Here is a 23,744-nt window from a genome sequence, read left to right as displayed (position 1 = left end):
GTCATGGGAACCGATATCCGGGAGTCGCCGTTCCGGATTGGACGTAATCAATTTTTCGGCCTTGTCACCGCCTTCTGAAGCTCGATTCACGGGCATCTTACGAGAGGTGAGGCCCGCGCTCATTGTCGATAAGCGCACAATCATTGTCATGGAGCGCAATCGAGTGAGGAGATCGCGGTGCGGTCGATTTCCGCGGTGCCGGCCGCCGGGCGTTTTGACCGGTGGCGGGGCGGACGGCGTCCGAGACGACGTCGGCGAGACGGAGGAAGCTCGTCGTCCCGGACGGACCGAGGTCAGACGGTGATGACGACCTTGCCGAAGGCCCTGCCCGAGGCGTAGTGGCGGTAGGCGTCGTGGGCCTTGCCGAAGGGGAAGACGCTGTCGATGAGCGGGCGGAGGCCGTTGGCCTCGATGACCTCGTTCATGGCGAGGAACTGGGCCCGGCTGCCGACCGCGACGGGGCGCACGGTGGCGCCGGAGGCGAACAGCAGGCGTGGGTCGACCGGGGCGGCGGTGCCGGAGACGAAGCCCACACAGGCCACCTGCCCCGCCATGGCCGCCGCCCTGAGCGACCGCTCCAGCTGACCGGTGACGTCGACGACGTGCTCGGCGCCCCGGCCGCCGGTCAGCTCGCGGACCCCGGCGGGCCAGTCGGGGACGGCCCGGTAGTCGACGACCTCGTCCGCACCGAGATCGAGCAGGCGGGCCGCCTTCTCCGGGCCGCTGGTCGTGGCGATCACCCGGGCGCCGAGCGCCTTGGCGAACCGCAGGGCGAACAGCGAGATTCCGCCGGAGCCCTGCGTCACCACCGTCTGACCGGGATGCGGTCCGCCCATGCCGGTCAGGGCGTTCCACGCGGTGACCGCGGCGCAGGGGAGCGTCGCGGCCTCCTCGTAGGACAGGTGACGGGGGATCGGTACCAGGGACTCCTCCTCGACTAGGGCGACCTCGGTGAGCATGCCGTCCAGGGAGCCGCCGCGCTGCGGCAGGTGCTCCAGGCCGAACGGGCCGTCCTGCCAGCTGGGGAACAACGTGGCCATGACGCGTTCGCCGACCCGCCGGGGATCGACCCCCGCGCCGACGGCCACGACGTCTCCCGCCCCGTCGGACAGCGGGATCACGTCCGGCTTCACCGGCAGCACGTAGTCGCCGCGCAGGATCATCAGCTCGCGGAAGCTCAGCGACGTCGCGCGTACGGCGACCGCGACCTGCCCGGGTCCGGGGACCGGGTCCGGGTGCTCCCTGACCTTCAGGCTCGCGAGCCCGGCGCCGCTGTCGAGGTGGTAGCTGCGGATCGTCACGCCGGGACCTCGCCGTCGGTCGCCAGGGGCACCGGGGCACCGGTCTTGCCGTAGCCAAGGGCCTCGACGATCCGCCCGTCGCGGATCCGCATGAGGTTGACGCCGCGAACCGAGTCGGCGGGGCCGTCGCCGTACCGGTAACGCCAGCGGATCGTCGCGCGGTCTCCCGCGACCGTGACGTCCTCGGGGCTGAACTGCGTGGCGCGGTCCTCGGCGAGCGCCCGCCAGAACGCCAGGCACGCCTCGCCTCCCTCGACGCGTTCGCCGTCGGGGGCCGGTCGGATCGCCTCCATCACACAGTCGTCGGCGATCAGGTCGTCGAGGATCGCGGGGGCGTGCTCGACGAACGCCTGGTTGAAGCGGTCGACGACCTCGGCCGTGGTCCGGACTGACAATGTGACTCCTTGAGATAGAACGTTCGGTCTACAGGTTTATATCGACCGGTTGTTCTACTCGTCAACCGGTGGAATGCTGTCCCCATGACGACACGAACCGGACCCGGCCCCCGCGAACGTCTCCTGGAGGCGGCCGGGGAGCTGACCTACACCCAGGGGGTCGGGGTGGGCGTCGACGCCCTGCTGAAGGCCGCGAACGTGGCGCGCCGCTCGCTGTATGAGCACTTTGGCGGCAAGGACGGGCTGATCGCCGAGGTGCTGCGGCGCACCACCGCCGAGGACGAGGAGGACTACCGGCGGACGATGCGGGCGGCGGGGGAGGATCCCCGCGCCCGGCTGCTGGCCGTCTTCGACCGGCTCGCCGAGATCGTCGGCAGGCCGGACTTCCGGGGGTGCCGTTACCTGGCCGCCGACCTCGCGCTGGCCGACCCCGGTCATCCCGCCCACGCCGTGACCCGCGACTACCGCGAACGGGTGCGCAGGTTGTTCGAGGACGAACTGGTCAGGCTGGGACACCGTCGGCCCGAGCACGCCTCCGGCCAGCTTCTCCTGCTCGTGGACGGTGTTCTCGCGGCGGGGGCGACCAGGCCGGGAACGGGTCCCGCGGCCTCCGCGCGTGAGCTGGCCGGGTTCGTCCTCGACGCCGGGAACTGACCCGGTCCCCCGTGGTTGCCCTGGGGGAAGCAGGGGAACGATGGGAGATGTTGTGGTTTGTCCCCCGTGAGTTCGCCGTGGCGCGAACGGCCACTTCGACGGCGACCGGCAGTTGCCGACGGCGACCGGCAGCGACAGGGGGACACGGTGAGCACGAGGTACGGGGTCCACTCCGAGGTCGGCACGCTGCGGCAGGTGATCGTGCACCGGCCCGACCTGAGTCTGAAACGGCTGACCCCGGTCAACAAGGACGAGTTGCTCTACGACGACGTGCTCTGGGTCGGCCGCGCCCAGATCGAACACGACGCGTTCGTCGAGATGATGCGCGGGCGGGGCATCGAGGTGTTCTACCACCAGGAACTGCTCGCCGAGGCGCTCGAAGCCGCCCCCGAGGCGAAACGGCACGCGGTCGAGCGCACGGTCACCCACCTGACCGTCGGGCCGTCCCTCGTCGACGAGGTCCGCTCGGAACTCGCCTCGTGGAGCGGGGCCAGACTCGCCGAACACCTGATCGGCGGGTTGACCAAGGAGGAGTTCGCCGCCGCCGTGCAGGCCGGGCGTGAGGGATTCGACGCGCGCTCCCTGGTCGCCGCGATGGCCGAGCGGGGGGCGTTCATCCTGCCGCCGCTGCCCAACTCCCTCTACCAGCGCGACCCCTCGGCCTGGCTGTACGGCGGCGTCTCGCTCAACCCGCTCTACTACCACGCCCGGCGGCTTGAGACGATCAACCAGAGCATCGTCTACCACTTCCACCCGATGTTCGCCGACGACGGCTTCGCCTACTGGTACCCCCCGATGGGCGACGACGGCCGCTTCGACGAGGAGGACTTCGGGCACGCCTGCATGGAGGGCGGCGACATGATGCCCATCGGCAACGGCGTCGTCGCCGTCGGCGTCAGCGAACGCACCAGCCCCGTCATGGTCGAGCACCTGGCGAAGGAGCTGTTCACCGCCGGGGCGGCGACCCGGGTGCTGGCGGTCAAGATCCCGCCGAGCCGCTCCTACATGCACCTGGACACGGTCTTCACACTGCTCGACGTCGACAAGGCGACCGGATACCCGCCGGTCGTCGAGAACGCCGAGGTCCACTCGCTGCGGCCCGCCGACAGACGGGGCACCGCCGTACGGGTCCACCGCGAGCCGGGCCTGGCCGCCGCGTTCGAGGACGCCCTCGGGATCGGCAAACTGGACATCATCCCCACCGGGGGCGACGACTACCAGCGGGCCAGGGAGCAGTGGGACAGCGGCAGCAACTTCGTCGCCCTGGAGCCCGGGGTCGTGGTCGGGTACCACAAGAACGAGTTCACCAACCGCAAGCTGCGTGAGCACGGCGTCGAGGTGATCGAGATCGAGGGGTTCGAGCTGGGCAAGGGCAGGGGAGGCGGGCACTGCATGACCTGCCCGATCCTGCGCGACCCGGTCTGACCACGAGAGCCTCTCGGGAAGGACCGCGATGACGCATCCGGCACTGGTGTTGTTCCTGGCGCTGTTCGGCCTCTACAGCCCGGTCGCGGCCCTGGCGTCCTACCTGCCGATCGTCCGGCCGTACGGCGGCGGCCAGGTCAACCGGCTGGCGGCCGGGCTGGCCCTCAACGTCGCCGTGTTCGTCCTGGCGGCCCTGTGGGTCGGGGAGCCGCTGCTCAAGCTGCTGGGCATCAGCACCGCCGCGCTGACCGCCACCGGAGGCATCGCCCTGGCGTACGCCGCCATCCCGCTGATGCGCGGAAAGGCCGGAGCCGTCGAGGAGCTGGAAAGGCTCCAGGAACAGGAGAGGATGGAGATCGCGCCCTCGCCCGAGCCCCCGCCGGACCCCAAGTCGATCCTCTTCACCCCGCTCAGCTTCCCGCTGACCGTGGGCGGCACCACCTTCGCCTTCGGTGTCGCGGCCTCGGCGGAGGCCTCGACCGTGCGGGACAAGCTCGCCCTGTCGGTCGCCGCACTGTGCTTCGCCGCGGTCACCGGGCTGACGCTCTACCTGTCGGGGCACGTCCAGCGGCGCATCTCGCTCAAGGGGGCGATGCTCCTGGACCGGGTGGCGGGCATCCTGCTGACCGCGATCGCCGTCATCCTGCTCGCCAACGGCTTCACCGACCTCGTCACCGCCCGCCTCGGCCGCTGACCGCCCGGAGCCGCCTGTGGTCTCGGGCGGTCTCGGGCGGTCTCGGGCGGTGGCCGTCCGGGGTCACCGGCCGCCGACGAAGGAGCGGGCGGGGACGAACAACTCGTGCCCGGTGTCGAAGAACACCCGCACCCCGGCGTCCGTCCACTCGGTCGTCCGTACCGAGGCGGCGAACGCCCCGAGGCCCACCCGGTGGCCGTAGGAGAGACCGGGGTCCCGGCCGACGAAGATCTCACGGGACTCTCCCAGCAGGGTGCTCCTGCGGACCAGCGCCAGAAGGTGCGCCGAGCCGTCGTCGTACGCCACGGTGGCCGGTTGGGCGTCGCGGTGGAGCACCTCGGAGCGGGGCAGGCTCGCCGCGAGGGACAGCGCCACCCCCACCGCGACGCCGAGGAGGAGCACGCCGAGGAGTCTCAGGCGTGTTCCCGGGGCTGAAGGTGCTGACATCGGCGGCCTCCGTCTCGGGGATCGGTCACCTGGTTCGTCGCTCCCGCGCCGTGGAAGGTTCACGCCCTTCCCGACGCACGGCGGGGCGGGACGGTGGCGCGGGCTGTACCGCGGGTCTCCGGCAGGCTGGATCGATCGTCGCGTACCCACGCGGACATGCCTGGCGGAACGGCGGCCGGGCCCGTCACGCGGGATGCGGGCCGGCGTCGTCAGGAGAAAACGACGCCCGAAAAAACACGATTCATCGGTGTTCAGAACTTTTCCGGGGCGGGGCCTGTCAGACGATGCGTGGGTTCACCGGCCTCCCGGGGTGCCCGCCTCGGCGCCTTTCACGCGTGAGCACCCGTAGGTCCCAAGGACAGCCCTCCGGCGTCCGGCTCGACGGCCGGGTGCCGGGATCATGACGAGGAGAGAGATGAGATCGGTCTTGCTCGGCGCGGCCACCGGCCTCGCCGTCCTGTTCACCGTGGTCCCGCCCGCCACCGCCCAGCTCACGACCCGGGCGGCCCAGACCGCCGCGCCGGAGGCGGGGAACGCCGGGCACGCCGGGCACGCCGGGAACAGGGTCGTGTACGGCTGGGCCGTACGGTCGGGGAACTCGGCCTTCTCGATCACCCCGCGCAGGGCCGTCCGCGGCCAGGTGGGGGAGAGCGGCCTGCTCGCGTGGGAACTGGGCAGGAAGGCCGGAGCCCCTCTCACGATCCGTTACACCGGGAGGCTGGACTTCCGCCAGGTGAACAGGACGTGCGGCAGGCCCTCGGCCGGTTATCCGTACGACACCTCCGACAGGAGCGCCTACGGCACCAGGAAGTGTTCCTCGGCCCACCTGCGGAAACTGCTGAAGGACAGGATCCCGGTCCGGGTCGAGTACACCGGCGCGCTGGTCGCGGTCAAGGTGCGGGAGCTGGTCCTGCCCTGACGCGGGGCCGCCCCGGAGGACGCCCGCGGGCCGGGGAAGGACGTTCTCGGCAGGACTCCGGATTCGCCCCATCGGAACGGGCCGTTCGCCGCCGATATCCCGCAGGAAAGTGAACAACGTCAAAAGGGACGGCATTTTCTGATGGTTTCGTAGAAGGCGAAACCTGTATGTCGTGGTGAAACGTTCACCGTCCCAAAGCGGACTCAACGGCCCGTCGGCTTCGGCTTCGGTATGTTCGCGACCTATGGTCGGGAGATGGACCAACGTCGGCGTGTGCCGCGTACCGACGCCGTGCTCGCCGACCCCCGGCTCGTCGCGGCCGAGGGCCGGCTGGGAAGAACGGTCGTCAAGGAGGCGGTCGTCCGGGCGCAGTCACGGGCCCGGCAGGGCGGAATCGAGCCGGAGCGGGTCGCGGACGCGGCCGTGGAGGGGCTTCCGCCGTACGCGGCGAGCCTGCGGCCCGTGCTCAACATGACCGGCGTGATCGTTCACACCAACCTCGGCAGGGCGCCGCTGTCCCGGGCCGCGGCCGAGGCGGCGACGGCCGCCGCCGGATACACCGACGTGGAGTTCGACCTGGCGAGCGGGGCCAGGGCCCGCAGGGGACGGGGCGCCCTGGACGCGCTCGTCGCCGCGGTGCCCGGCGCGCGGGACGCGCACGTGGTCAACAACAACGCCGCGGCCCTGGTGCTGGCGGCGACCGCGCTGGCGGCGGGCCGGGAGATCGTGATCAGCAGGGGTGAGCTGGTGGAGATCGGGGACGGCTTCCGCATCCCCGACCTGCTCGTCTCGACCGGTGCGAGGCTGCGTGAGGTGGGCACGACCAACCGCACCGTCTACGCCGACTACGAGCGGGCCGTGGGGCGGGAGACGGGCTTCGTGCTCAAGGTGCACCCGTCGAACTTCCGCGTCGAGGGCTTCACCGGCTCCGTCGGGGTGGGGGAGCTGACCCGCCTGGGGGTGCCCGTCGTGGCCGACATCGGCTCCGGGCTGCTCACCGGGGAACGGCTGCTGCCGCAGGAGCCGGACGCGGCGAGCGCGCTCGCCGCCGGGGCGGGCCTGGTCACCGCGAGCGCCGACAAGCTGCTCGGCGGGCCGCAGGCCGGTCTGCTGCTCGGCCGCCCCGACCTGGTCGAACGCTGCCGGCGGCACCCGCTGGCCCGCGCGTTGCGGGTCGGCAAGACGACGCTCGCCGCCCTTGAGGCGACGCTGCGCGGTCCCGAGCCCCCGGTGCTCGGGGCGCTGCGCGCGGACCCGGCCACGCTGAGCGCCCGTGCCCGGGTGCTCGCCGAGAAGCTGTCGGGGGCCGGGATCGACGCCGTCGCCGTGCCGAGCCTGGCCACCGTCGGCGGGGGAGGCGCCCCCGGCGTGAAGCTGCCGAGCGCCGCGGTGAGCCTGCCCGAGTGGCTGGCCGTACCGTTGCGGACCGGTGAGCCGCCCGTCGTCGGGCGGATCGAGGCGGGGCGGCTGCTGCTCGACCTCAGGGCCGTCCCCGGGGAGCGGGACGGCGACGTGGCCCGCGCGGTCCTCGGGGCGGTCGGCTGATGCAGGTCGTCGCCACGGCGGGCCACGTGGACCACGGCAAGTCCACTCTGGTGCGCGCCCTCACCGGGATGGAGCCCGACCGGCTGGCCGAGGAACGGCGCAGGGGGCTGACGATCGAGCTGGGATACGCCTGGACGACGCTGCCCTCCGGGGACCGCCTGGCCTTCGTGGACGTCCCGGGGCACGAGCGTTTCCTCGGCACGATGCTGGCGGGGGTCGGGCCGGTTCCGGCGGTGATGTTCGTGGTCGCCGCCGACGAGGGCTGGATGCCGCAGTCGCAGGAGCACCTCGTCGCGCTTGAGGCCCTCGGCGTACGGCACGGCCTGCTCGCGGTGACCCGCGCCGACCTGGCCGACGCCGCACCGGTGGTGGAGGAGGCCGGGGCCAGACTCGCGGCGGCGGGCCTGACCGGGGTCGAGGCGCTGGCGGTGAGCGGGCACACGGGGCAGGGGCTCGGCGCGTTGAGGCAGGCACTCGACCGGCTGGTCTCCCGGCTGCCCGCGCCCGACCCCGAGGCGCCGGTACGGCTGTGGATCGACCGGGTCTTCAGCGTGCGCGGCAGCGGCACGGTCGTGACCGGGACGCTGCCCGCGGGCCGGGTGACCGTCGGGGACGAACTGGCGCTGGGCGGCGGCCTCGCCCGGGTGCGGGCACTGGAGTGCCTGAAGGAGCCGGTGACCTCGGTGACCGGTGTGGCCAGGGTCGCGGTCAACCTGCGCGGCGGCGCCCCGGAGCGGGGCCGGGCGCTGTTCACCCCCGGCGCGTGGACCATGACCGACCTGGCCGACGTACGGCTCTCGCCGGTGGGGGGTACGGACGAGGAGAGCGTCCTGCCGGGCAGGCTGACCGCGCACATCGGCTCGGCGGCCGTGGTGTGCGCGGTCAGGCCGCTCGGCGACGGTCTCGTACGGCTGCGCCTGGCCGGGCCGCTGCCGTTGCACGTGGGGGACGTGCTGCTGTTGCGCGACCCGGGCAGGGCCACGGGGCAGGGCGTCGGGGGGGACGGAGCCGAGGTGCGGGTGCTCGCCGGGGCGAGCGTGCTCGACGTGCGCCCGCCCGCGCTGCGCCGCAGGGGCGCCGCACGCCTGCGGGCGGCCGAACTGGCGGGCACGGGGCAGGCGGGCACGGGGCGGGCGGGGACGGTGCCCGGTGCGGGGGAACTGCTGCGCACACACCGGCTGCTGCGCGGGGCGGACCTGCTGGCCATGGGGTGCGTCCCGGAGGGCGAGCCCGTGTGCGGCGACTGGTACGCCGACCCCGCCCACTGGTCGTGGCTGGGCGAACGGCTGGCGGAGACGGTGGCGCGGCACGCGGCCGGGCGTCCGCTTGAGCCGGGGATGCCGGTCGAGGCGGCCAGGAACGCGCTCGGCCTGCCCGACCGGAGGCTGGTCGCCGCCCTGGTACGGCCGCCGCTGGCCGTCACGGGCGGGCGGATCGTGAGCGGGCCGCCCCCGGGCCTGCCGGAGCCGGTCGCCCGCGCGGTCTCCCGGCTACGCGCCGAACTGTCCGCCAGGCCGTTCCTCGCGCCCGAGGCGGGCCGCCTGGCGGAGCTGGGGCTGGGCCCCAGGGAGCTGGCGGCGGCCGTACGGGCGGGGATGCTGCTGCGGATCGCCGAGGGGATCGTGCTGCTGCCCGGCGCCGACACGGCGGCGGCGCGGCTGCTGGCCCGCCTGCCCCAGCCCTTCACGGTCAGCCAGGCCAGGCAGGCCCTGGACACCAGCCGCCGGGTCGCGGTGCCCCTGCTCGAACACCTCGACCGCGGCGGCCTCACCGAACGGCTCGACGGGGTCAACCGCCATTGCCCGGTGACCGCTACCAGGTGACGGGGATGCCTTCGAAGCCGCCGGTGAGCGAGTTCTCCCGCGTGACGAGCTCCTCGGCGGGCACGGCGAGCGCCAGTGTGGGGAAGCGCTGGAACAGCGTGCCGAAGACCGCGCGCAGCTCGATCCTGGCCAGGCTCGCCCCGATGCAGTAGCGGGCGGCGTAGCCGAAGGCCAGGTGCGGGTCGTCGGTGTCCCGGGAGACGTCGAAGCGGTCGGGGTCGGCGAAGACCCGCGCGTCACGGTTGGCCGCCGTCGTGCTGATGACCACCGCCTCGCCGCGCCTGATCGTGACCCCTCCGACGGTCACGTCCTCGTGCGCGTAGCGGGGCATGCCGTGGTTGCCCGGCGCGGCCACCCGCAGGATCTCCTCGACGGCCGTGTTCACCAGTGAGGGGTCGGCGATCAGGGCGTCCCGCTGCCCGGGGTTGGCCAGCAGCAGCAGTACGCCGTAGTCGATCCGGTTGACGGTCGTCTCGTGCCCGGCGAACAGCAGCCCGGCGGCGAGCGTGGCGATCTCCTCGTCGGGCGCGTCCATGGTCGCGAGGTCGGAGAACACGTCACCGGCCGGGTTCTCCCGCTTGGCGCCGATGATCTTCCTGGTGTACTCGCCGAGCTCGGTCAGGGCGGCGGCCGAGCGCTCCCGGTCCGTCAGGTCCGTCATCGTCTCGGCCAGCGCCCTGAAGTGCTCGCGGTCGCCGTACGGCACGCCGAGCAGCTCGCAGATCACGAGTACGGGCAGCGGCAGGGAGAGCACCTGCCGCAGGTCGGCCGGGCGCGGCCCCTCGGCCATCCGGTCGAGCAGGCCGTCCACCAGCTCCTGGACGTGGGGGGCCAGGGCGGCCATCCTCCGGGCGGAGAAGGCGGGGGTGAGCAGCCTGCGCATCCGCTCGTGCTGGGTCTTCTCGGTCTCGATGTCGCCGATCGGGCCGCCGAGGATCACCGAGTTGGAGATCCTGGCCGCCCGGTCGGGGTCGGGCGCGGAACGGCCGAGTCTCCGGTCGGCGAAGGCCTGCCTGGCCTCCTCGTAGCCGGAGACCAGCCAGGCGACGTCGCCGGTCGCGGTGCGTACCCGGGCCACCGGCTCATCGGCCTGCAACGCGCGGTACGCCGCCGGGACGTCGAGCGGGTCCCGCCGGTCGAAGGGCAGCCTCGGCAGGTCGTCGGGGCCGGTGTGGTCGTTGACGGGTTCGTCCATGGACGGAGGGCACCCCCTGGGTTCGGCGGCGGAACCGCTGTCGGACGCCTCGCCGTACGGCGGGGCGATGGATAGTGCGATCTCATGATTTTTCGTACCATGATTCTTTTTTGACCATATCTGTAGGTATGGCCACGTGGACCATGTGAACCGCGCCATATCTGGTAAACGCGTTCCATTCTTTGGAATGGCGCGTCGCCGGAGGTTCGTCGCGGCGTCAGGACGTCGTCGGCGGGCCGCAAAATCAGCGGGCAGGGGCAAGCTTGGGAATGCGCCTCTCCAAACCCCCTGGTCAAGGGGAGTATCGTCCATATATGCGGATTAAGGCGTGTTATTGGATGGCGCGGCTTTCCCTCCCGTCCGTCCGCCAAGGGCGGGCGGACCGGCACGTGACGGCGGGCACGGCCCGGGAGCGCGGCCGTCCGCGGGCCGGGCGCCGGAGATGAGGCGCTGATGGTGCCTGAGTACCCCACCTTCCTCGAAGGCCGTTCCCCGCGGAGCGGCCTCGACGCGCTCGCCGACGACCTGGTCAAGGCCCTGGAGAGCGTGGGAGCCCACCTGGGCGCGGTCTACCTGCTGGCGCCGGACGCCGACGTGCTGGAACTCGCGGTGATGAAGGGGGCGCCCCGCGACTTCATCCGCCCCTGGGAGCGGATGAGCATGGCCATGCCCATGCCGGTCACCGACGCGATCCGCCACCGGCGGCTGGTGTGGGTCGGCGACGAGAAGGAGATGGCCCGCGTCTACCCGGGGGCGGCGCTGGTCATGCCGTACGAGTTCTCCCTCGCCGCGGTGCCGCTGCTCGGCGCCGCGACCGTCTCCGGCGCCGTCCATGGCACCGTCTACGGGGGGATGTTCGCCCTGTGGGCGGGCACGCACTCGTGCGAGCTGTCCGAGGACGAGCGCGAACGCCTTCTGCGCGCCGCCGCGGAGATGGCGCGGGGGCTTGAGGAGGCCGACAGGCAGGGCCGCAGGCTGCGCCCCGGCCTGGAACCGCGCGTGCTGCCCGCCCCCAGCATGCAGCCCGCCGAGGTGATTGCGGCGGTCGCCGACCGTCTGCCCGAGGGCATCTGCGGGCTCGACGCGGGAGGCCGCGTCACCTTCGTCACCCCCAGGGCCGCCGCGCTGCTCGGCATGCTCCCGGCCCGGCTGCTCGGCTCCCACCCGTGGACCCGGGTGCCCTGGCTGAACGACCCCGTCTACGAGGACCGCTACCGCGCGGCCATGATCAGCCAGCAGGCCGCCTCGTTCGTCGCGCTGCGCCCGCCCGACCGCTGGCTGTCCTTCGAGCTCTACCCGGCGCTCAACGGGGTGACCATGCGCATCTCCCCAGCCATGGTCGAGGCGGCGGACATGCCCGTCCAGCCCCTGGAGACCGGCTCGCCGGGCCCCGTCGCCGAGGCCGGCCTGACCCTCCCGACCAGGGTCGGCGCCCTCTACCACATCCTCCATCTGGCCAGCACGCTCACCAAGGCCGCCAGCGTGCAGGACGTGGTCGACCTGGTCGCCAACCGGCTCATGCCCGCCTTCGGCGGTGACGGGATGGCGCTGATGGTCGCCGAGGACGGCAGGATGAGCGTCGTCGGCGACCGCGGCTACCCGCCCCACCTCAGGGAGCACTACGACGGCCTCCCGCTGACCTCGCCGACCCCGAGCGTGCGGACCATGGTCACCGGGGTGCCCAGCTTCTTCGGCTCCCAGGAGGAGTTGGACGAGGTCTACGGCCCGGAGGTCGCCGTGGACGACGGCATGGCCTCCTGGGCGTTCCTGCCGCTGATCGCCTCGGGACGGTCCGTCGGCACCTGCGTGCTCGCCTTCGCCAGGAACCACCGTTTCACCGTCGAGGAACGCGCTCTGCTGACCGCGCTCGGCGGCCTGATCGCCCAGGCCCTCGAACGGGCCCGCCTCTACGACGCCAAGCTGGAACTCGCCCACGCCCTGCAGCAGAGCCTGCTCCCGCACGCCCTTCCCCGGCTGCCCCGGCTGAGCGCCGCGGCCCGCTACCTGCCCGGCACCGAGGACATGGACATCGGAGGCGACTTCTACGACGTCATCGGCCTCGCCGACGACACCGTCGCCGCCGTCGTCGGCGACGTCCAGGGGCACAACGTCACCGCGGCGGCCCTCATGGGACAGGTGCGCACCGCGGTCCGCGCCTACGCCACCGCGGGCGCCGACCCCGGCGAGGTCCTGGCCCGCACCAACCACCTCCTGGTCGACCTGGACCCAGGCCTGTTCGCCAGCTGCGTCTACCTGCGGCTCGACCTGCGCCGGAACCTGGCCTGCCTGGCCCGCGCCGGGCACCCCCAGCCGCTGATGCGCCTGCCGGACGGCCGGGTACAGGTGGTCGAGGTCCCCGGCGGGCTGCTGCTGGGCATCGACCACTCCGTTGACTACCCGCACACCGAGATCCCGCTGGAGCCCGGCTCGACGCTGGCCCTCTACACCGACGGCCTGGTCGAGACCCCCGGCGTCGACATCGACGAGGCGCTCGCCGACCTGGCCGCCGAACTCGAACGCGTCGGGGAACGCCCCCTGGAGGAGGTGGCGAGCACCCTGATCAGGCACGCCCAGCAGACCAGCCACCGCAGCGACGACATCGCGCTCCTGCTGCTGCGCCTGGCCGCCGGGCCGTACCCGGGCGGGACCCCCGGCGGGACCAGGGTGGTCCTGGGGTGACCGTCTCGCCGTGGCGCGCGCGGGGTTCAGTCCTGCGGGGGGATCCCGGAGTAGGCGCGGGCGATCCCCGCGGTCACCCTGAGCAGCGGCTCGACCAGGCGTTGCAGTCCTCTGGCCCGCCGGGAGGACAGGACGATCCCGACGGCGGCGACCGCGTGGCCGTCGACGAGCACCGGCGCCGCCGCGGAGCAGGAGCCCAGGCTCATCTCCTCGAACGTCAGCGCGTACCCCTGGGCGCGCACCGTGGCCAGTTCCCGGGCCAGCCGCCCCGGCTCGACGATCGTGCGCGGAGTCGGCCGTTCGAGCTCACGCCCCAGATAGGCGGCCTGGAACCACTCGGGCTCGTGGGCCAGCAGGGCCTTGCCGACCCCCGTCGGATGCATCGGCAGCCGGCCTCCCGTCCTGGAGACCAGCCGCACGGCCCGCCTGCCGTGCAGTTTGTCGACGTAGAGCACCTCAAGGCCGTCCCGCACGGCCAGGTGCACGTTCTCACCGGTGTCGGCGTAGAGCTCCTGCAGCCACGGATGGGCGACCTCCTGCAGCCTGCCCGGCGCGAGCTGGCCGAGCTCCCACAGCCGCAGCCCGATCCGCAGGCGGCCGTCTGCCGTACGGCTCAGCGCCTGCCAGGCGACCAGCTCGCCCACGAGGCGGTGCGCGGTCGCCAGCGGTACCCCGCTGCGCCGGGAGACCTCCGAGAGGCTGAGATGGGGATGGCCGGTGTCGAAGGCGCCCAGGATCGCCAGGACCTTCGACGTCACCGAACGTCCCGGCTCCCGCGACCCCCCGGCCATCACGTCCCCCTGTCCCGGGGCTCCCGGACGGAAGGCGCCCCCAAGGACAATCCTCCCCCCTGTCTTCCGTCCAGTGGAAGGCGGGGCTCGGTTTTCCGCGCCGGGTCCACGATGCTCTCCCCATGACTCATCCCCAGCGGACACAGGTCGGGATCATCGGAGCGGGGCCCGCCGGGCTGCTCCTGTCCCACCTGCTGCACCTGCGCGGCATCGACTCGGTGGTGCTGGAACGCCGCAGCCGCGACCACGTCGAACGGCGGGTCAGGGCCGGGGTGCTCGAACAGGGGACGGTCGACACCCTCGTCGCCGCCGGGGTCGGTGACCGCCTCGTCAGGGAGGGCCTCGTCCACCACGGCATCGAGCTGCGCTACGGCGGCGCGGGTCACCGGGTGGCCTTCGAACGGCTGGTCCCCGGCCGCGCCATCACCGTGTACGGCCAGCAGGAGGTCGTCAAGGACCTCATCGCCGCCCGTCTCGCCGCGGGCGGCGACATCCGCTTCGAGGTCGGCGACGTGGCCGTGCACGACGCCGGGACCGACGCCCCCTACCTGACCTTCGACGGGGGGCGGCTCGACTGCGACGTGATCGCGGGCTGCGACGGCTTCCACGGCGTGTCCCGGGCGAGCGTCCCCGAAGGGGAGCTCACCGTCCACGAACGGGACTACCCCTTCGCCTGGCTCGGCGTCCTGGCCAGGGCCGTGCCGTCCGCCGAGGAGCTGATCTATGCCTGGAACGAGCGCGGCTTCGCCCTGCACAGCATGCGCACCCCCGAGATCAGCCGCTTCTACCTGCAGGTCCCTGCGGGGGAGGACATCGCGGACTGGCCGGACGAGCGGATCTGGGCCGAACTGCGCGCCCGTCTTGAGACGGTGCCCGGCTTCACCCTGACCACCGGGGAGATCCTGGAGAAGGGCGTGACGCCCATGCGGAGCTTCGTGGCCGAGCCCATGCGCCACGGCAACCTGTTCCTGGCGGGCGACGCCGCGCACATCGTCCCCCCGACCGGTGCCAAGGGCCTCAACCTCGCGGTCGCCGACGTGCGGGTGCTGACCGAGGCGCTGGCGCACCGGTACGCCACCGGCTCGGACGACCTGCTCGACGCCTACTCGGAGACCTGCCTGAGGCGGGTCTGGCGGGCGCAGCACTTCTCCTGGTGGATGACGACGCTGCTGCACACCTTCGACACCGACGACGCCTACGGGCGGCGGCTGCAGATCTCCCACCTGGACTACGTGACCTCCTCCGAGGCCGCGGCGACCACGCTGGCGGAGAACTACGTCGGCCTGCCGTACGAGCGTGACCTCCCGGAAACGACAGGAGCACGAACACTGTGAAGGACGTCTACATCGCGGACGCCGTCCGCACCCCGATCGGCCGGTACGGCGGGGCCCTCGCCTCGGTCCGTCCCGACGACCTGGCCGCCGGGGTCGTCAGGGCGCTGCTCGACCGTTCCCCGGGCCTTGACCCCGCCAGGATCGACGACGTCGTCCTCGGCGCGGCCAACGGGGCGGGCGAGGACAACCGCAACGTGGGCCGGATGGCGGCGCTGCTGGCCGGGCTGCCCGTCACGGTGCCCGGCGCCACGGTCAACCGGCTGTGCGCCTCGGGCCTGGAGGCGGTGATCCAGGCCGCCAGGGCGGTCGCCGTCGGCGACGCCTCCCTCGTCGTGGCGGGCGGCGTCGAGTCCATGAGCCGTGCCCCCTGGGTGCTGCCCAAACCGGAACGGGCCTACCCGCGCGGCCACGAACAGCTCCACTCGACCACGCTCGGCTGGCGGCTGGTCAACCCCAGGATGCCGGACCGCTGGACGGTCTCCCTCGGCGAGGCCACCGAGACGCTCGCCGCCCGCTACGGCGTCACCCGTGAGGCCCAGGACGAGTACGCCGCGCGCAGCCACCGGCTGGCGGACCGGGCGTGGCGGACGGGGGCGCTGGAGGCGGAGACCGCGCTCGTCGAGGGCAGCGACCTGACCGCCGACGAGTCCATCCGCCCCGACACCTCCCCGCAGGGGCTGGCCAGGCTCAGGGCCGCCTTCACCGCGGAGGGCACCATCACCGCGGGCAACTCCTCCCCGCTCAACGACGGGGCGGCGGCCCTGCTGGTCACCGACGCCGAGGGGCTGGCCGAGCACGGCCTGCGCCCCCTGGCCAGGGTGGTCTCGACCGGCGTGGCGGGCGTCGACCCGGTCAGCTTCGGCATCGGCCCGGTGCACGCGGTCGCCAAGGCTCTGGACAGGGCGAAACTCTCCCTGGGCGACCTGGCGACCGTGGAGCTCAACGAGGCCTTCGCCGCCCAGGTCCTGGCCTGCATGGCCGAATGGCCCGGCCTCGACCCGGAACTCGTCAACCCCGCGGGCGGCGCCATCGCGATCGGCCACCCGCTCGGCTGCTCGGGAGCCAGGCTCGCGGGCACCCTGGCCCACCGTCTCTCCAGGACCGGCGGGTACGGCGTGGCCACGCTCTGCATCGGCGTCGGACAGGGACTCGCGCTCGTCCTGGAAGGAACAGAAGGGTCATGACCCACCACCCTCCCTATCTGAGCCCGGACTACCGCAGCAGCGTGCTGCGGGCGCCGTCCAGGCCACCGGTCGCCTTCCGCGCCGACCCGGACGCCGTCGAGCTGACCGGCCCGGTCTTCGGGCACGACGAGATCGGAGAACTGGACGCCGACCTGACCCGCCACCACGCGGGCGAGCCGATCGGTGAGCGGATCATCGTCACCGGCCGGATCCTCGACTCGGCCGGCAGGCCCGTCCCCGGCACCCTGCTGGAGGTCTGGCAGGCCAACGCCGCCGGGCGCTACGCGCACCAGCGCGACCAGCACCCCGCGCCGCTCGACCCCAACTTCACCGGCGCGGGGCGGTGCATGACCGACGAGCAGGGCCGCTACCGGTTCGTCTCGATCAAGCCGGGCGCCTACCCGTGGCGCAACCACCACAACGCCTGGCGGCCCGCGCACATCCACTTCTCCGTCTTCGGCACCGCGTTCACCCAGCGCCTGGTCACCCAGATGTACTTCCCCGGCGACCCGCTGTTCCCCTACGACCCGATCATGCGGTCCATCCCCGACCCGGCCGCCCGCGAGCGGCTCGTCGCCCACTTCGACCTGGACGTCACCGAACCCGAGTGGGCGCTCGGCTACCGGTTCGACATCGTTCTCGGCCGCACCCCGACGGAGGAGCAGTGAGCGCCGTGCCACCGACCCCGTCGCAGACCGTGGGGCCGTTCTTCGGCTACGCGCTGCCCTACCCCCAGGGGCCCGACCTGGTCGCGGAGGGGCACCCCGGGGCGATCACCGTCACCGGGCGGGTGCTCGACGGGGCGGGCGAGCCCGTGCCCGACGCCATGCTCGAACTGTGGCTCGGCGAGACGGGCACCAGAAGGGCGCTGGACCGCGCGGGTGAGGGCGTCTCCGGCTTCGGACGCTGCCCGACGGACGCCGACGGGTCCTACCGGTTCCGCACCGCCAGGCCCGCCGGGCCGTACCTGGCGATGCTGGTCTTCGCCAGGGGGCTGCTGCGCTCCGTCGCCACCCGCGTCTACCTCCAGGACGGCCCCGACCCGCTGCTCGACGCGCTCGACCCCGCGCGCAGGGCCACCCTGATCGCCGAGCCCGACGGGGAGGGGGGCTACCGTTTCGACGTGAGGCTCCAAGGGGAAGGGGAGACGGTCTTCCTTGAGTTCTGACCCTTCCTTGAGTTCCGGCCCCGCTTCGGGCTCCGAGCAGGACACCGGCTTGCTGAGCCCGGTCAGGGCGGGCACGGCGGCCGAGGCGGCCACCTCGGACCGCGTGTGGCTGCGCGCCATGCTGACGGCGGAGGCGGCGCTGGCCCGCGCCCAGGCCCGCGCGGGCACGGTGCCGCCGGAGGCGGCGGCGGTGATCGGCCGGGTCGCGGGCGCGCTCACCCCGGACCCCGCGGACCTCGCCCTGCGGGGCAGACAGTCGGCCAACCCCGTCGTGCCGCTGGTCGCCGAACTGCGCCGGGCCGTCGCGGAGACGGCCACCGGGGCTGCGCGGTACGTCCACCACGGCGCCACCAGCCAGGACATCCTCGACAGCGCCGCCATGCTCGTCTGCCGGGACACGATCGGGATCATCGGCGCCGACCTCGACCGGGCCATGGCCACCCTCGCCGGGCTCGCCGAGACCCACCGCCACACGCTGACGGCGGCCAGGACACTCGGCCAGCACGCCGTGCCGACGACCTTCGGCCTGAAGGCGGCGGGATGGCTGTCCGGCCTGCTCGCCGCACGGGCACGGCTGCGGGACCTGCGCACGCCCGCCCAGCTCGGCGGGGCCGCGGGCACCCTGGCCGCGCTCGGCGGAGACCCGGCGCTGCCCGCGCTGTTCGCCGAGGAACTCGGGCTGGCCGCGCCGCCGGTGCCCTGGCATGCGGAACGGTCACCGGTCGCAGAACTGGGCGCGGCCCTCACCCAGACCTCCGGCGCCCTCGGCAAGACGGCCCTCGACGTGATCATGCTCGCCCAGACGGAGGTCGGCGAGGTCGCCGAGTCCTCCACGGGGGGCTCCTCGGCGATGCCGCACAAGCGCAACCCCGCGCTGGCGGTGCTCGTGCGCTCCGCGGCCCTGCAGATCCCGGTGTACGGCCAGCTCCTGGCCTCGGCGCAGCTGGCCGAGCACGAGCGGGCCGCGGGCGCCTGGCAGGCCGAGTGGCACGCGACGCGCGAGTGCCTGCGGCTGACCGGCGGCGCCGCCGCGACCACCGCGGAACTGCTCGCCGGGCTGCGGGTCTTCCCCGAGCGGATGCGCGCCAACCTGGACCTCACCGGCGACCGCGTCGTCTCCGAACGCCTGGCCACCCTGCTCGGCAGGGACCGGCTCGACCGGGCGGCGGCGCAGGAGGGCCCACTCCGGCGGACGCTCGCGGGGGAGGTCCCCGAGGAGACGTTCGACCCCGCGGGCTACCTCGGGGCGGCGCAACCCCTCATCGACCGAGTTCTGACCGCCTACCGGGAGCAGCCTTGACGATCCTCAGCCACCGCGTCGACGGGCCCGCCTGGGCACCGCTGCTGGTGCTCGGCCCCTCGCTGGGCACCACCCTGCACGTGTGGGACCCGCAGATGGAGGCGCTGACCGCCTCCTGGCGGGTGCTCCGCTACGACCTGCCGGGTCACGGCGGCTCGGCGCCCGTGAGCGAGGTCACCGTCGGCCTGCTCGCCGACGCCGTGCTCGCCCTGGCCACCCAGGAGAAGGCCGACAGGTTCGCGGTCGGCGGCATCTCCCTCGGCGGCGCCGTCGCCGCGACCGTCGCCCTCACGGCCCCCGAGCGGGTCAGCCACCTGGTGCTGTGCTGCAGCTCCGCCCGCTTCGGTGAGCCGGGACCGTGGCACGAGCGGGCGCACGCCGTACGGCGGGACGGCATGAAACCGCTGGCCGACGTGCTGCCCGCCCGCTGGTTCAGCGCCCCCGAAACCGGCACCGAGGCTGTCATTGAGGCCGTCACCGAGGTGCGGCGGATGCCGTACGGGGTGGACGCGGGCTCCTACGCCGCCTGCTGCGAGGCGCTGGCGGACTACGACCTCACCGGTGAGCTGGGCGCGGTCGCCGCGCCGACCCTGGTCGTCGCGGGCGCGGACGACCCGGCGACGCCCCTGGCGCACGCCCTCACCCTCGCCGCCGGCATCCCCGGCGCGCTGCTCACGGTCGTGCCAGGCGCCTCCCACCTGGCGGGCGTCGAACGGCCGGAGGAGGTCACCGCGGCGATCGTCCGCCACCTCGGCGGCGAACGCGCCGCCGAGGGGGCCAGGACCAGGCGGCGGGTGCTCGGGGACGCGCACGTCGACCGCGCCGAAGCCGCGACCACCGGCTTCACCCGTGACTTCCAGGAGTTCATCACCCGCTACGCCTGGGACGGGATCTGGAACCGTCCCGGGCTGGACCGCCGTACCCGCAGCTGCGTCACCCTGACCGCCCTCGTCGCCGGGGGCCACCTAGAGGAGCTGGCCATGCACGTCCGCGCGGCCCTGCGCAACGGGCTGACCCCCGACGAGATCAAGGAGGTGCTGCTGCAGAGCGCCGTCTACTGCGGGGTGCCCGCGGCCAACGCCGCCTTCGCCGTGGCGCAGCGGACCCTGGACGAGGTCGGGGTGCTCTGACCTGGCCCTGCGCGTGACGCGTCCGGGAGGTAAGGAACCGGATGAGTGGGTAGGAGAGCGCCCGTGAACGGCGAAACGCACATCACGGGATCAGAAGGACCGGCACCGGCGCCCTCCCCGATCACGGCGGACCTCGTGCTCTCGGTCAACCGGGAGCGGCACCCGATCACCGTGGACACCAGGGAGACACTCCTGGACACGCTCCGCGAGCGGCTCGGGCTGACCGGCGCGAAGAAGGGCTGCGACCACGGGCAGTGCGGGGCGTGCACCGTACTGCTCGACGGCAGGAGGGTGAAGTCCTGCCTGACACTGACCGTGACCCTGGACGGCAGGCGGGTCGTGACCGTGGAGGGGCTGGCGGACGGCGACGGGCTCCACCCGCTGCAGACGGCGTTCGTCGAACACGACGCCTTCCAGTGCGGCTACTGCACCCCGGGCCAGCTCTGCTCCGCGGTCGGCGTGCTGGCCGAGGCGGCGGCCGGATGGCCGAGCGCGGTCACCCGCGACGACGGCACCGGCTCCGGCGTGAACCTCGACGAGGAGGAGATCCGCGAGCGCATGAGCGGCAACCTGTGCCGCTGCGGCGCCTACGTCAACATCGTCGCGGCCATCGGGGAGGTGGCGGGATGAGGCCCTTCTCCTACCTGAGGGCCCCGGACGCCCCGAGCGCGGTCGCCACGGCCGCCGGCAGGCCGGACACCATGTACCTCGCGGGCGGCACGAACCTGGTCGACCTGATGCGGCTCGGTGTCGCCGTCCCCGACGTCCTGGTCGACGTCAGCGGGATCGCCTCCGGCACGATCGAGGAGACCGGGGACGGCGCCCTGCTGATCGGCGCGGGCGTGCGCAACAGCGACCTGGCCGCCGACCCCCTGGTACGGCGCCGCCACCCCCTGCTGTCCCAGGCGGTGCTCGCCGGGGCCTCCGGCCAGATCCGCAACATGGCGACCGTCGGCGGCAACCTGATGCAGCGCACCCGCTGCCCCTACTTCCAGGACGTCACCAAACCCTGCAACAAACGCCTGCCCGGCACCGGCTGCCCGGCCAGGGCGGGAGAGCACCGCAACCTGGCGATCCTCGGTCACTCGGACGACTGCGTGGCCACCCACCCCTCGGACATGGCCGTCGCGCTGGCCGCGCTCGGCGCGATCGTGCACGTCGAGGGCGCCGAGGGGCCGCGGACCGTGCCGATGCCCGGACTGCACCGGCTGCCGGGGGAGGAGCCGGAACGCGACACCGTGCTCGGCCAGGGCGAGCTGATAACCGCCGTCGAGGTGCCGCCGCTGCCGTTCCCCGGCCGTTCGCGCTACCGCAAGGTCAGGGACAGGGCGTCGTTCGCCTTCGCGGTCGTCTCCGTCGCCGCCGTCCTCGACGTGGCCGACGGGACGGTACGCGACTGCCGGATCGCGTTCGGCGGGGTCGCCCACGCGCCCTGGCGGGCCGAGACGGCCGAGGCCGCGCTGCGCGGCGCGGCTGCGACGGAGGCCGAGTTCATCAGGGCCGCGGAGGCCGAATTGGCCGCCGCACGGCCGCTGCCCGGCAACGCGTTCAAGGTCCCCTTGGCCCGCAACGTGCTCGTCCGCACCCTCGTCGACCTCGCGGAGGCGTCATGACCACCCTCGCGGGCCCCGGTGCCGCCTCCTCCGTCGGTTCGGCGCTCGACCGGGTCGAGGGCCTGGAGAAGGTGACGGGCCGGGCGAAATACGCCTACGAGTACGCCCCGGACGATCTGGTCTACGCCGCGCCCGTGCAGGCGGGCATCGCCAGGGGCGAGGTCCGCGCGGTCGACGCCGACGCCGCCCTCAAGCTTCCCGGCGTGATCGCCGCCATCTGGTACGGCAACGCCCCCAGGCTGGCCCCCGCGGAGAACGCCGAGCTCTCGGTGCTCCAGTCGCGCCGGGTCGCCTACCGGGGCCAGTACGTCGCGGTCGTGGTCGCCGAGACGCTGGAGAACGCCGTCGAGGCGGCCAGGCTGCTGCGGGTGGACTACGACGTCGAGGAGCACGACGTCGAACTGCGCGCCGACCACCCCGGTATGTACCGTCCGGAACGGGTCAATCCGGTCTACCCCGCCGACACCGAGCAGGGAGACCCGGACGCCGCCCTCGCCGCGGCCGAGGTGGTGGTGGACGAGGTCTACTCGACCCCCGCCGAGCACAACAACCCGATGGAGCCGCACGCCACCGTCGCCGTGTGGGACGGCGACGGGCTGACCCTCTACGACTCGACCCAGGGGGCGACCTCGGTCCGCGACATCGTCGCGCCGCTGTTCGGGTTGCCGCCGGGCAACGTCCGGGTCGTCTCCCCGCACGTGGGAGGCGGTTTCGGGTCGAAGGGCACGCCGCTGTCGCCGGTCGTGCTCGCCGCGCTGGCCGCCAAACACGCCGGGCGGCCCGTCAAACTCGCGGTGACCCGCAGCCAGATGTTCTCGGTGATCGGCTACCGCACCCCGACCATCCAGCGGATACGGCTCGGCGCCGACGCCCGGGGACACCTCGGGGTGATCGTCCACGACGTGTTCGAGCAGAGCTCACGGATCAGGGAGTTCGCCGAGCAGACGGCCACACCCACCCGGATGATGTACGCCGCCCCCAACCGGCGCACCACTCACCGGCTGGTCAGGCTGGATGTGCCCACGCCCTCCTGGATGCGAGCCCCGGGCGAGGCGCCCGGCATGTTCGCCCTGGAGTCGGCGCTGGACGAGCTGGCCTTCGCCTGCGGGATCGACCCGATCGAACTGCGCGTCCGCAACGAGCCGGAGACCGACCCGGAGAGCGGCCTGCCCTTCAGCTCCCGCAACCTGGTCGCCTGCATGCGCGAGGGGGCGCGCAGGTTCGGCTGGGCGGACCGCGACCCGGCCCCCGGCGTCAGGCTCAGGGACGGCCTGCTGGTCGGCACCGGCGTCGCGGCCTCCACCTACCCGGTCTACCGCCGCCCCTCGAAGGCGAGCGCGACGGCCCTGGCCGACGGCACGTTCACCGTACGGATCGCCGCGATGGACATCGGCACCGGCGCCAGGACCGCGCTGACCCAGATCGCCGCCGACACGCTGGGCGTCCCGCCCGGCCTGGTCCGCGTGGAGATCGGCGACAGCGCGCTGCCCGACGCCTCACTCGCGGGCGGCTCGATGGGCACCGCCTCCTGGGGCACGGCCGTGGTCAGGGCCTGCGAGGCGCTCACCGGGGCGCTGCGGGAGCGGGACGGCCAGGTGCCCCCGGACGGCGTCGAGGTCTCCGCCGACACCGCGCGGGAGATCGGAGGGGAACGGCGTTTCGCGCAGCACGCCTTCGGCGCCCAGTTCGCCGAGGTCGGGGTGGACCCCGCGACAGGGGAGACACGGGTGCTGCGGCTGCTCGGGGTGTTCGCCGCGGGCCGGATCGTCAACCCCAAGACCGCCCGTTCGCAGTTCGTCGGCGGCATGACCATGGGCATGTCGATGGCGCTGTTGGAGGAGAGCGTCATGGACCGTGAGTTCGGCGACTACCTCAACCACGACCTCGCCCAGTACCACGTGGCCGCCTGCGCCGACGTCCGCGACGTCGAGGCCGTCTGGATCGAGGAGGACGACCCGCACCTCAACCCGATGGGGACCAAGGGCATCGGCGAGATCGGCATCGTCGGCACCGCCGCCGCCGTGGCCAACGCCGTCCACCACGCGACCGGGGTCCGCGTCCGCGACCTGCCGATCCGCATCGACAGGCTCGTGCGCTGATCTTCAGGCACACCGCGGGCAGGCTCGCGGACGCGGCGCCCGGCTGGC

Annotated in this window: 21 protein-coding genes; 16 read left to right on the top strand and 5 right to left on the bottom strand. The window is 73.3% G+C overall.

The window, feature by feature from the left end:
• Window positions 1-293: 293 nt before the first annotated feature.
• Window positions 294-1,301, bottom strand: coding sequence for an NAD(P)-dependent alcohol dehydrogenase (locus ABZ470_RS35850; RefSeq protein ID WP_362917060.1), 1,008 nt, complete (start codon window positions 1,299-1,301; stop codon window positions 294-296).
• Window positions 1,298-1,696, bottom strand: coding sequence for a nuclear transport factor 2 family protein (locus ABZ470_RS35845; RefSeq protein ID WP_362917058.1), 399 nt, complete (start codon window positions 1,694-1,696; stop codon window positions 1,298-1,300). The genes ABZ470_RS35850 and ABZ470_RS35845 overlap by 4 nt, the downstream gene beginning before the upstream one ends.
• A gap of 84 nt (window positions 1,697-1,780) precedes the next feature.
• Between ABZ470_RS35845 and ABZ470_RS35840 the strand changes: the two genes are divergently transcribed.
• The 3 genes from ABZ470_RS35840 (at window position 1,781) to ABZ470_RS35830 (ending at window position 4,469) form a co-directional block, all read left to right on the top strand.
• Window positions 1,781-2,350, top strand: a complete 570-nt coding sequence (locus ABZ470_RS35840) for a TetR/AcrR family transcriptional regulator (RefSeq protein WP_362917056.1) — start codon at window positions 1,781-1,783, stop codon at window positions 2,348-2,350.
• A 147-nt stretch (window positions 2,351-2,497) separates the two neighbouring features.
• Complete coding sequence (locus ABZ470_RS35835) at window positions 2,498-3,775, top strand: arginine deiminase (protein ID WP_362917054.1); 1,278 nt, start codon at window positions 2,498-2,500, stop codon at window positions 3,773-3,775.
• A 28-nt stretch (window positions 3,776-3,803) separates the two neighbouring features.
• A complete protein-coding gene (locus ABZ470_RS35830; protein ID WP_362917052.1) occupies window positions 3,804-4,469 on the top strand; it encodes a MarC family protein in 666 nt (221 codons plus the stop codon).
• A gap of 63 nt (window positions 4,470-4,532) precedes the next feature.
• Here ABZ470_RS35830 and ABZ470_RS35825 read toward each other — a convergent pair whose 3' ends face one another.
• Entirely contained in the window at window positions 4,533-4,916 is a 384-nt protein-coding gene (locus ABZ470_RS35825) for a hypothetical protein (RefSeq protein ID WP_362917050.1), read from the bottom strand.
• 415 nt (window positions 4,917-5,331) lie between these two features.
• Between ABZ470_RS35825 and ABZ470_RS35820 the strand changes: the two genes are divergently transcribed.
• The 3 genes from ABZ470_RS35820 to ABZ470_RS35810 all read left to right on the top strand — a co-directional run bounded on the left by ABZ470_RS35820 (window position 5,332) and on the right by ABZ470_RS35810 (window position 9,203).
• Window positions 5,332-5,835, top strand: a complete 504-nt coding sequence (locus tag ABZ470_RS35820) for a hypothetical protein (protein ID WP_362917048.1) — start codon at window positions 5,332-5,334, stop codon at window positions 5,833-5,835.
• A gap of 255 nt (window positions 5,836-6,090) precedes the next feature.
• The gene (gene selA, locus ABZ470_RS35815; protein WP_362917046.1) at window positions 6,091-7,380 is read left to right on the top strand and encodes an L-seryl-tRNA(Sec) selenium transferase; all 1,290 of its coding nucleotides are present in this window, start codon (window positions 6,091-6,093) and stop codon (window positions 7,378-7,380) included.
• Window positions 7,380-9,203, top strand: a complete 1,824-nt coding sequence (locus tag ABZ470_RS35810) for a SelB C-terminal domain-containing protein (RefSeq protein WP_362917044.1) — start codon at window positions 7,380-7,382, stop codon at window positions 9,201-9,203. Before selA ends, ABZ470_RS35810 begins: the two co-directional genes overlap by 1 nt.
• Here the strand turns inward: ABZ470_RS35810 and ABZ470_RS35805 are convergent.
• Window positions 9,193-10,398 carry a cytochrome P450 gene (locus ABZ470_RS35805; protein WP_362917042.1) on the bottom strand — a complete coding sequence of 402 codons (1,206 nt, stop codon included), beginning with the start codon at window positions 10,396-10,398 and terminating at the stop codon, window positions 9,193-9,195. The genes ABZ470_RS35810 and ABZ470_RS35805 overlap by 11 nt on opposite strands.
• 453 nt (window positions 10,399-10,851) lie before the next feature.
• Here ABZ470_RS35805 and ABZ470_RS35800 point away from each other — a divergent pair, with 453 nt between their 5' ends.
• Window positions 10,852-13,077 carry a SpoIIE family protein phosphatase gene (locus ABZ470_RS35800; RefSeq protein ID WP_362917040.1) on the top strand — a complete coding sequence of 742 codons (2,226 nt, stop codon included), beginning with the start codon at window positions 10,852-10,854 and terminating at the stop codon, window positions 13,075-13,077.
• Window positions 13,078-13,103: 26 nt separating this feature from the next.
• On the opposite strand, the gene ABZ470_RS35795 is transcribed toward ABZ470_RS35800, so the two are convergent.
• Window positions 13,104-13,835: an IclR family transcriptional regulator gene (locus ABZ470_RS35795; protein WP_362917038.1), complete on the bottom strand. Its 732-nt coding sequence runs from the start codon at window positions 13,833-13,835 to the stop codon at window positions 13,104-13,106.
• Between the two features lie 155 nt (window positions 13,836-13,990).
• Here ABZ470_RS35795 and ABZ470_RS35790 point away from each other — a divergent pair, with 155 nt between their 5' ends.
• The 9 genes from ABZ470_RS35790 to ABZ470_RS35750 all read left to right on the top strand — a co-directional run bounded on the left by ABZ470_RS35790 (window position 13,991) and on the right by ABZ470_RS35750 (window position 23,696).
• On the top strand, window positions 13,991-15,202 hold the full coding sequence (locus tag ABZ470_RS35790) for a 4-hydroxybenzoate 3-monooxygenase (RefSeq protein WP_362917036.1): 1,212 nt from the start codon (window positions 13,991-13,993) through the stop codon (window positions 15,200-15,202).
• Entirely contained in the window at window positions 15,199-16,386 is a 1,188-nt protein-coding gene (locus ABZ470_RS35785) for a thiolase family protein (RefSeq protein WP_362917034.1), read from the top strand. The genes ABZ470_RS35790 and ABZ470_RS35785 overlap by 4 nt, the downstream gene beginning before the upstream one ends.
• On the top strand, window positions 16,383-17,054 hold the full coding sequence (gene pcaH / locus ABZ470_RS35780; protein ID WP_362917032.1) for a protocatechuate 3,4-dioxygenase subunit beta: 672 nt from the start codon (window positions 16,383-16,385) through the stop codon (window positions 17,052-17,054). The genes ABZ470_RS35785 and pcaH overlap by 4 nt, the downstream gene beginning before the upstream one ends.
• The gene (gene pcaG / locus ABZ470_RS35775; RefSeq protein WP_352012671.1) at window positions 17,051-17,554 is read left to right on the top strand and encodes a protocatechuate 3,4-dioxygenase subunit alpha; all 504 of its coding nucleotides are present in this window, start codon (window positions 17,051-17,053) and stop codon (window positions 17,552-17,554) included. The genes pcaH and pcaG overlap by 4 nt, the downstream gene beginning before the upstream one ends.
• Window positions 17,555-17,603: 49 nt before the next feature.
• A complete protein-coding gene (locus ABZ470_RS35770) occupies window positions 17,604-18,854 on the top strand; it encodes a lyase family protein (RefSeq protein ID WP_362917030.1) in 1,251 nt (416 codons plus the stop codon).
• The gene (pcaC, locus tag ABZ470_RS35765; RefSeq protein WP_362917028.1) at window positions 18,851-19,984 is read left to right on the top strand and encodes a 4-carboxymuconolactone decarboxylase; all 1,134 of its coding nucleotides are present in this window, start codon (window positions 18,851-18,853) and stop codon (window positions 19,982-19,984) included. Before ABZ470_RS35770 ends, pcaC begins: the two co-directional genes overlap by 4 nt.
• Window positions 19,985-20,104: 120 nt before the next feature.
• The gene (locus ABZ470_RS35760) at window positions 20,105-20,614 is read left to right on the top strand and encodes a 2Fe-2S iron-sulfur cluster-binding protein (protein ID WP_352012714.1); all 510 of its coding nucleotides are present in this window, start codon (window positions 20,105-20,107) and stop codon (window positions 20,612-20,614) included.
• The gene (locus ABZ470_RS35755) at window positions 20,611-21,597 is read left to right on the top strand and encodes a xanthine dehydrogenase family protein subunit M (RefSeq protein WP_362917026.1); all 987 of its coding nucleotides are present in this window, start codon (window positions 20,611-20,613) and stop codon (window positions 21,595-21,597) included. The genes ABZ470_RS35760 and ABZ470_RS35755 overlap by 4 nt, the downstream gene beginning before the upstream one ends.
• Window positions 21,594-23,696 carry a xanthine dehydrogenase family protein molybdopterin-binding subunit gene (locus ABZ470_RS35750; RefSeq protein ID WP_362917024.1) on the top strand — a complete coding sequence of 701 codons (2,103 nt, stop codon included), beginning with the start codon at window positions 21,594-21,596 and terminating at the stop codon, window positions 23,694-23,696. Before ABZ470_RS35755 ends, ABZ470_RS35750 begins: the two co-directional genes overlap by 4 nt.
• The last annotated feature ends 48 nt before the right edge of the window (window positions 23,697-23,744 follow it).

The organism is Streptosporangium sp. NPDC020072 (assembly GCF_040631445.1).
Classification (GTDB): domain Bacteria; phylum Actinomycetota; class Actinomycetes; order Streptosporangiales; family Streptosporangiaceae; genus Streptosporangium.
Note: the sequence above shows the minus strand (reverse complement) of the source record. Positions and strands in the feature narration are given on the sequence as shown.

Excerpts from the sequence above, each read along its gene's own strand:
- ABZ470_RS35805 (WP_362917042.1), bottom strand. The coding sequence starts at position 10,398 with ATGGACGAACCCGTCAACGACCACACCGGCCCCGACGACCTGCCGAGG.
- ABZ470_RS35755 (WP_362917026.1), top strand. The coding sequence starts at position 20,611 with ATGAGGCCCTTCTCCTACCTGAGGGCCCCGGACGCCCCGAGCGCGGTC.
- selA (WP_362917046.1), top strand. The coding sequence starts at position 6,091 with ATGGACCAACGTCGGCGTGTGCCGCGTACCGACGCCGTGCTCGCCGAC.
- ABZ470_RS35800 (WP_362917040.1), top strand. The coding sequence starts at position 10,852 with ATGGTGCCTGAGTACCCCACCTTCCTCGAAGGCCGTTCCCCGCGGAGC.
- ABZ470_RS35825 (WP_362917050.1), bottom strand. The coding sequence starts at position 4,916 with ATGTCAGCACCTTCAGCCCCGGGAACACGCCTGAGACTCCTCGGCGTG.
- ABZ470_RS35820 (WP_362917048.1), top strand. The coding sequence starts at position 5,332 with ATGAGATCGGTCTTGCTCGGCGCGGCCACCGGCCTCGCCGTCCTGTTC.
- ABZ470_RS35790 (WP_362917036.1), top strand. The coding sequence starts at position 13,991 with ATGACTCATCCCCAGCGGACACAGGTCGGGATCATCGGAGCGGGGCCC.
- pcaH (WP_362917032.1), top strand. The coding sequence starts at position 16,383 with ATGACCCACCACCCTCCCTATCTGAGCCCGGACTACCGCAGCAGCGTG.
- ABZ470_RS35830 (WP_362917052.1), top strand. The coding sequence starts at position 3,804 with ATGACGCATCCGGCACTGGTGTTGTTCCTGGCGCTGTTCGGCCTCTAC.
- ABZ470_RS35810 (WP_362917044.1), top strand. The coding sequence starts at position 7,380 with ATGCAGGTCGTCGCCACGGCGGGCCACGTGGACCACGGCAAGTCCACT.
- ABZ470_RS35750 (WP_362917024.1), top strand. The coding sequence starts at position 21,594 with ATGACCACCCTCGCGGGCCCCGGTGCCGCCTCCTCCGTCGGTTCGGCG.
- ABZ470_RS35840 (WP_362917056.1), top strand. The coding sequence starts at position 1,781 with ATGACGACACGAACCGGACCCGGCCCCCGCGAACGTCTCCTGGAGGCG.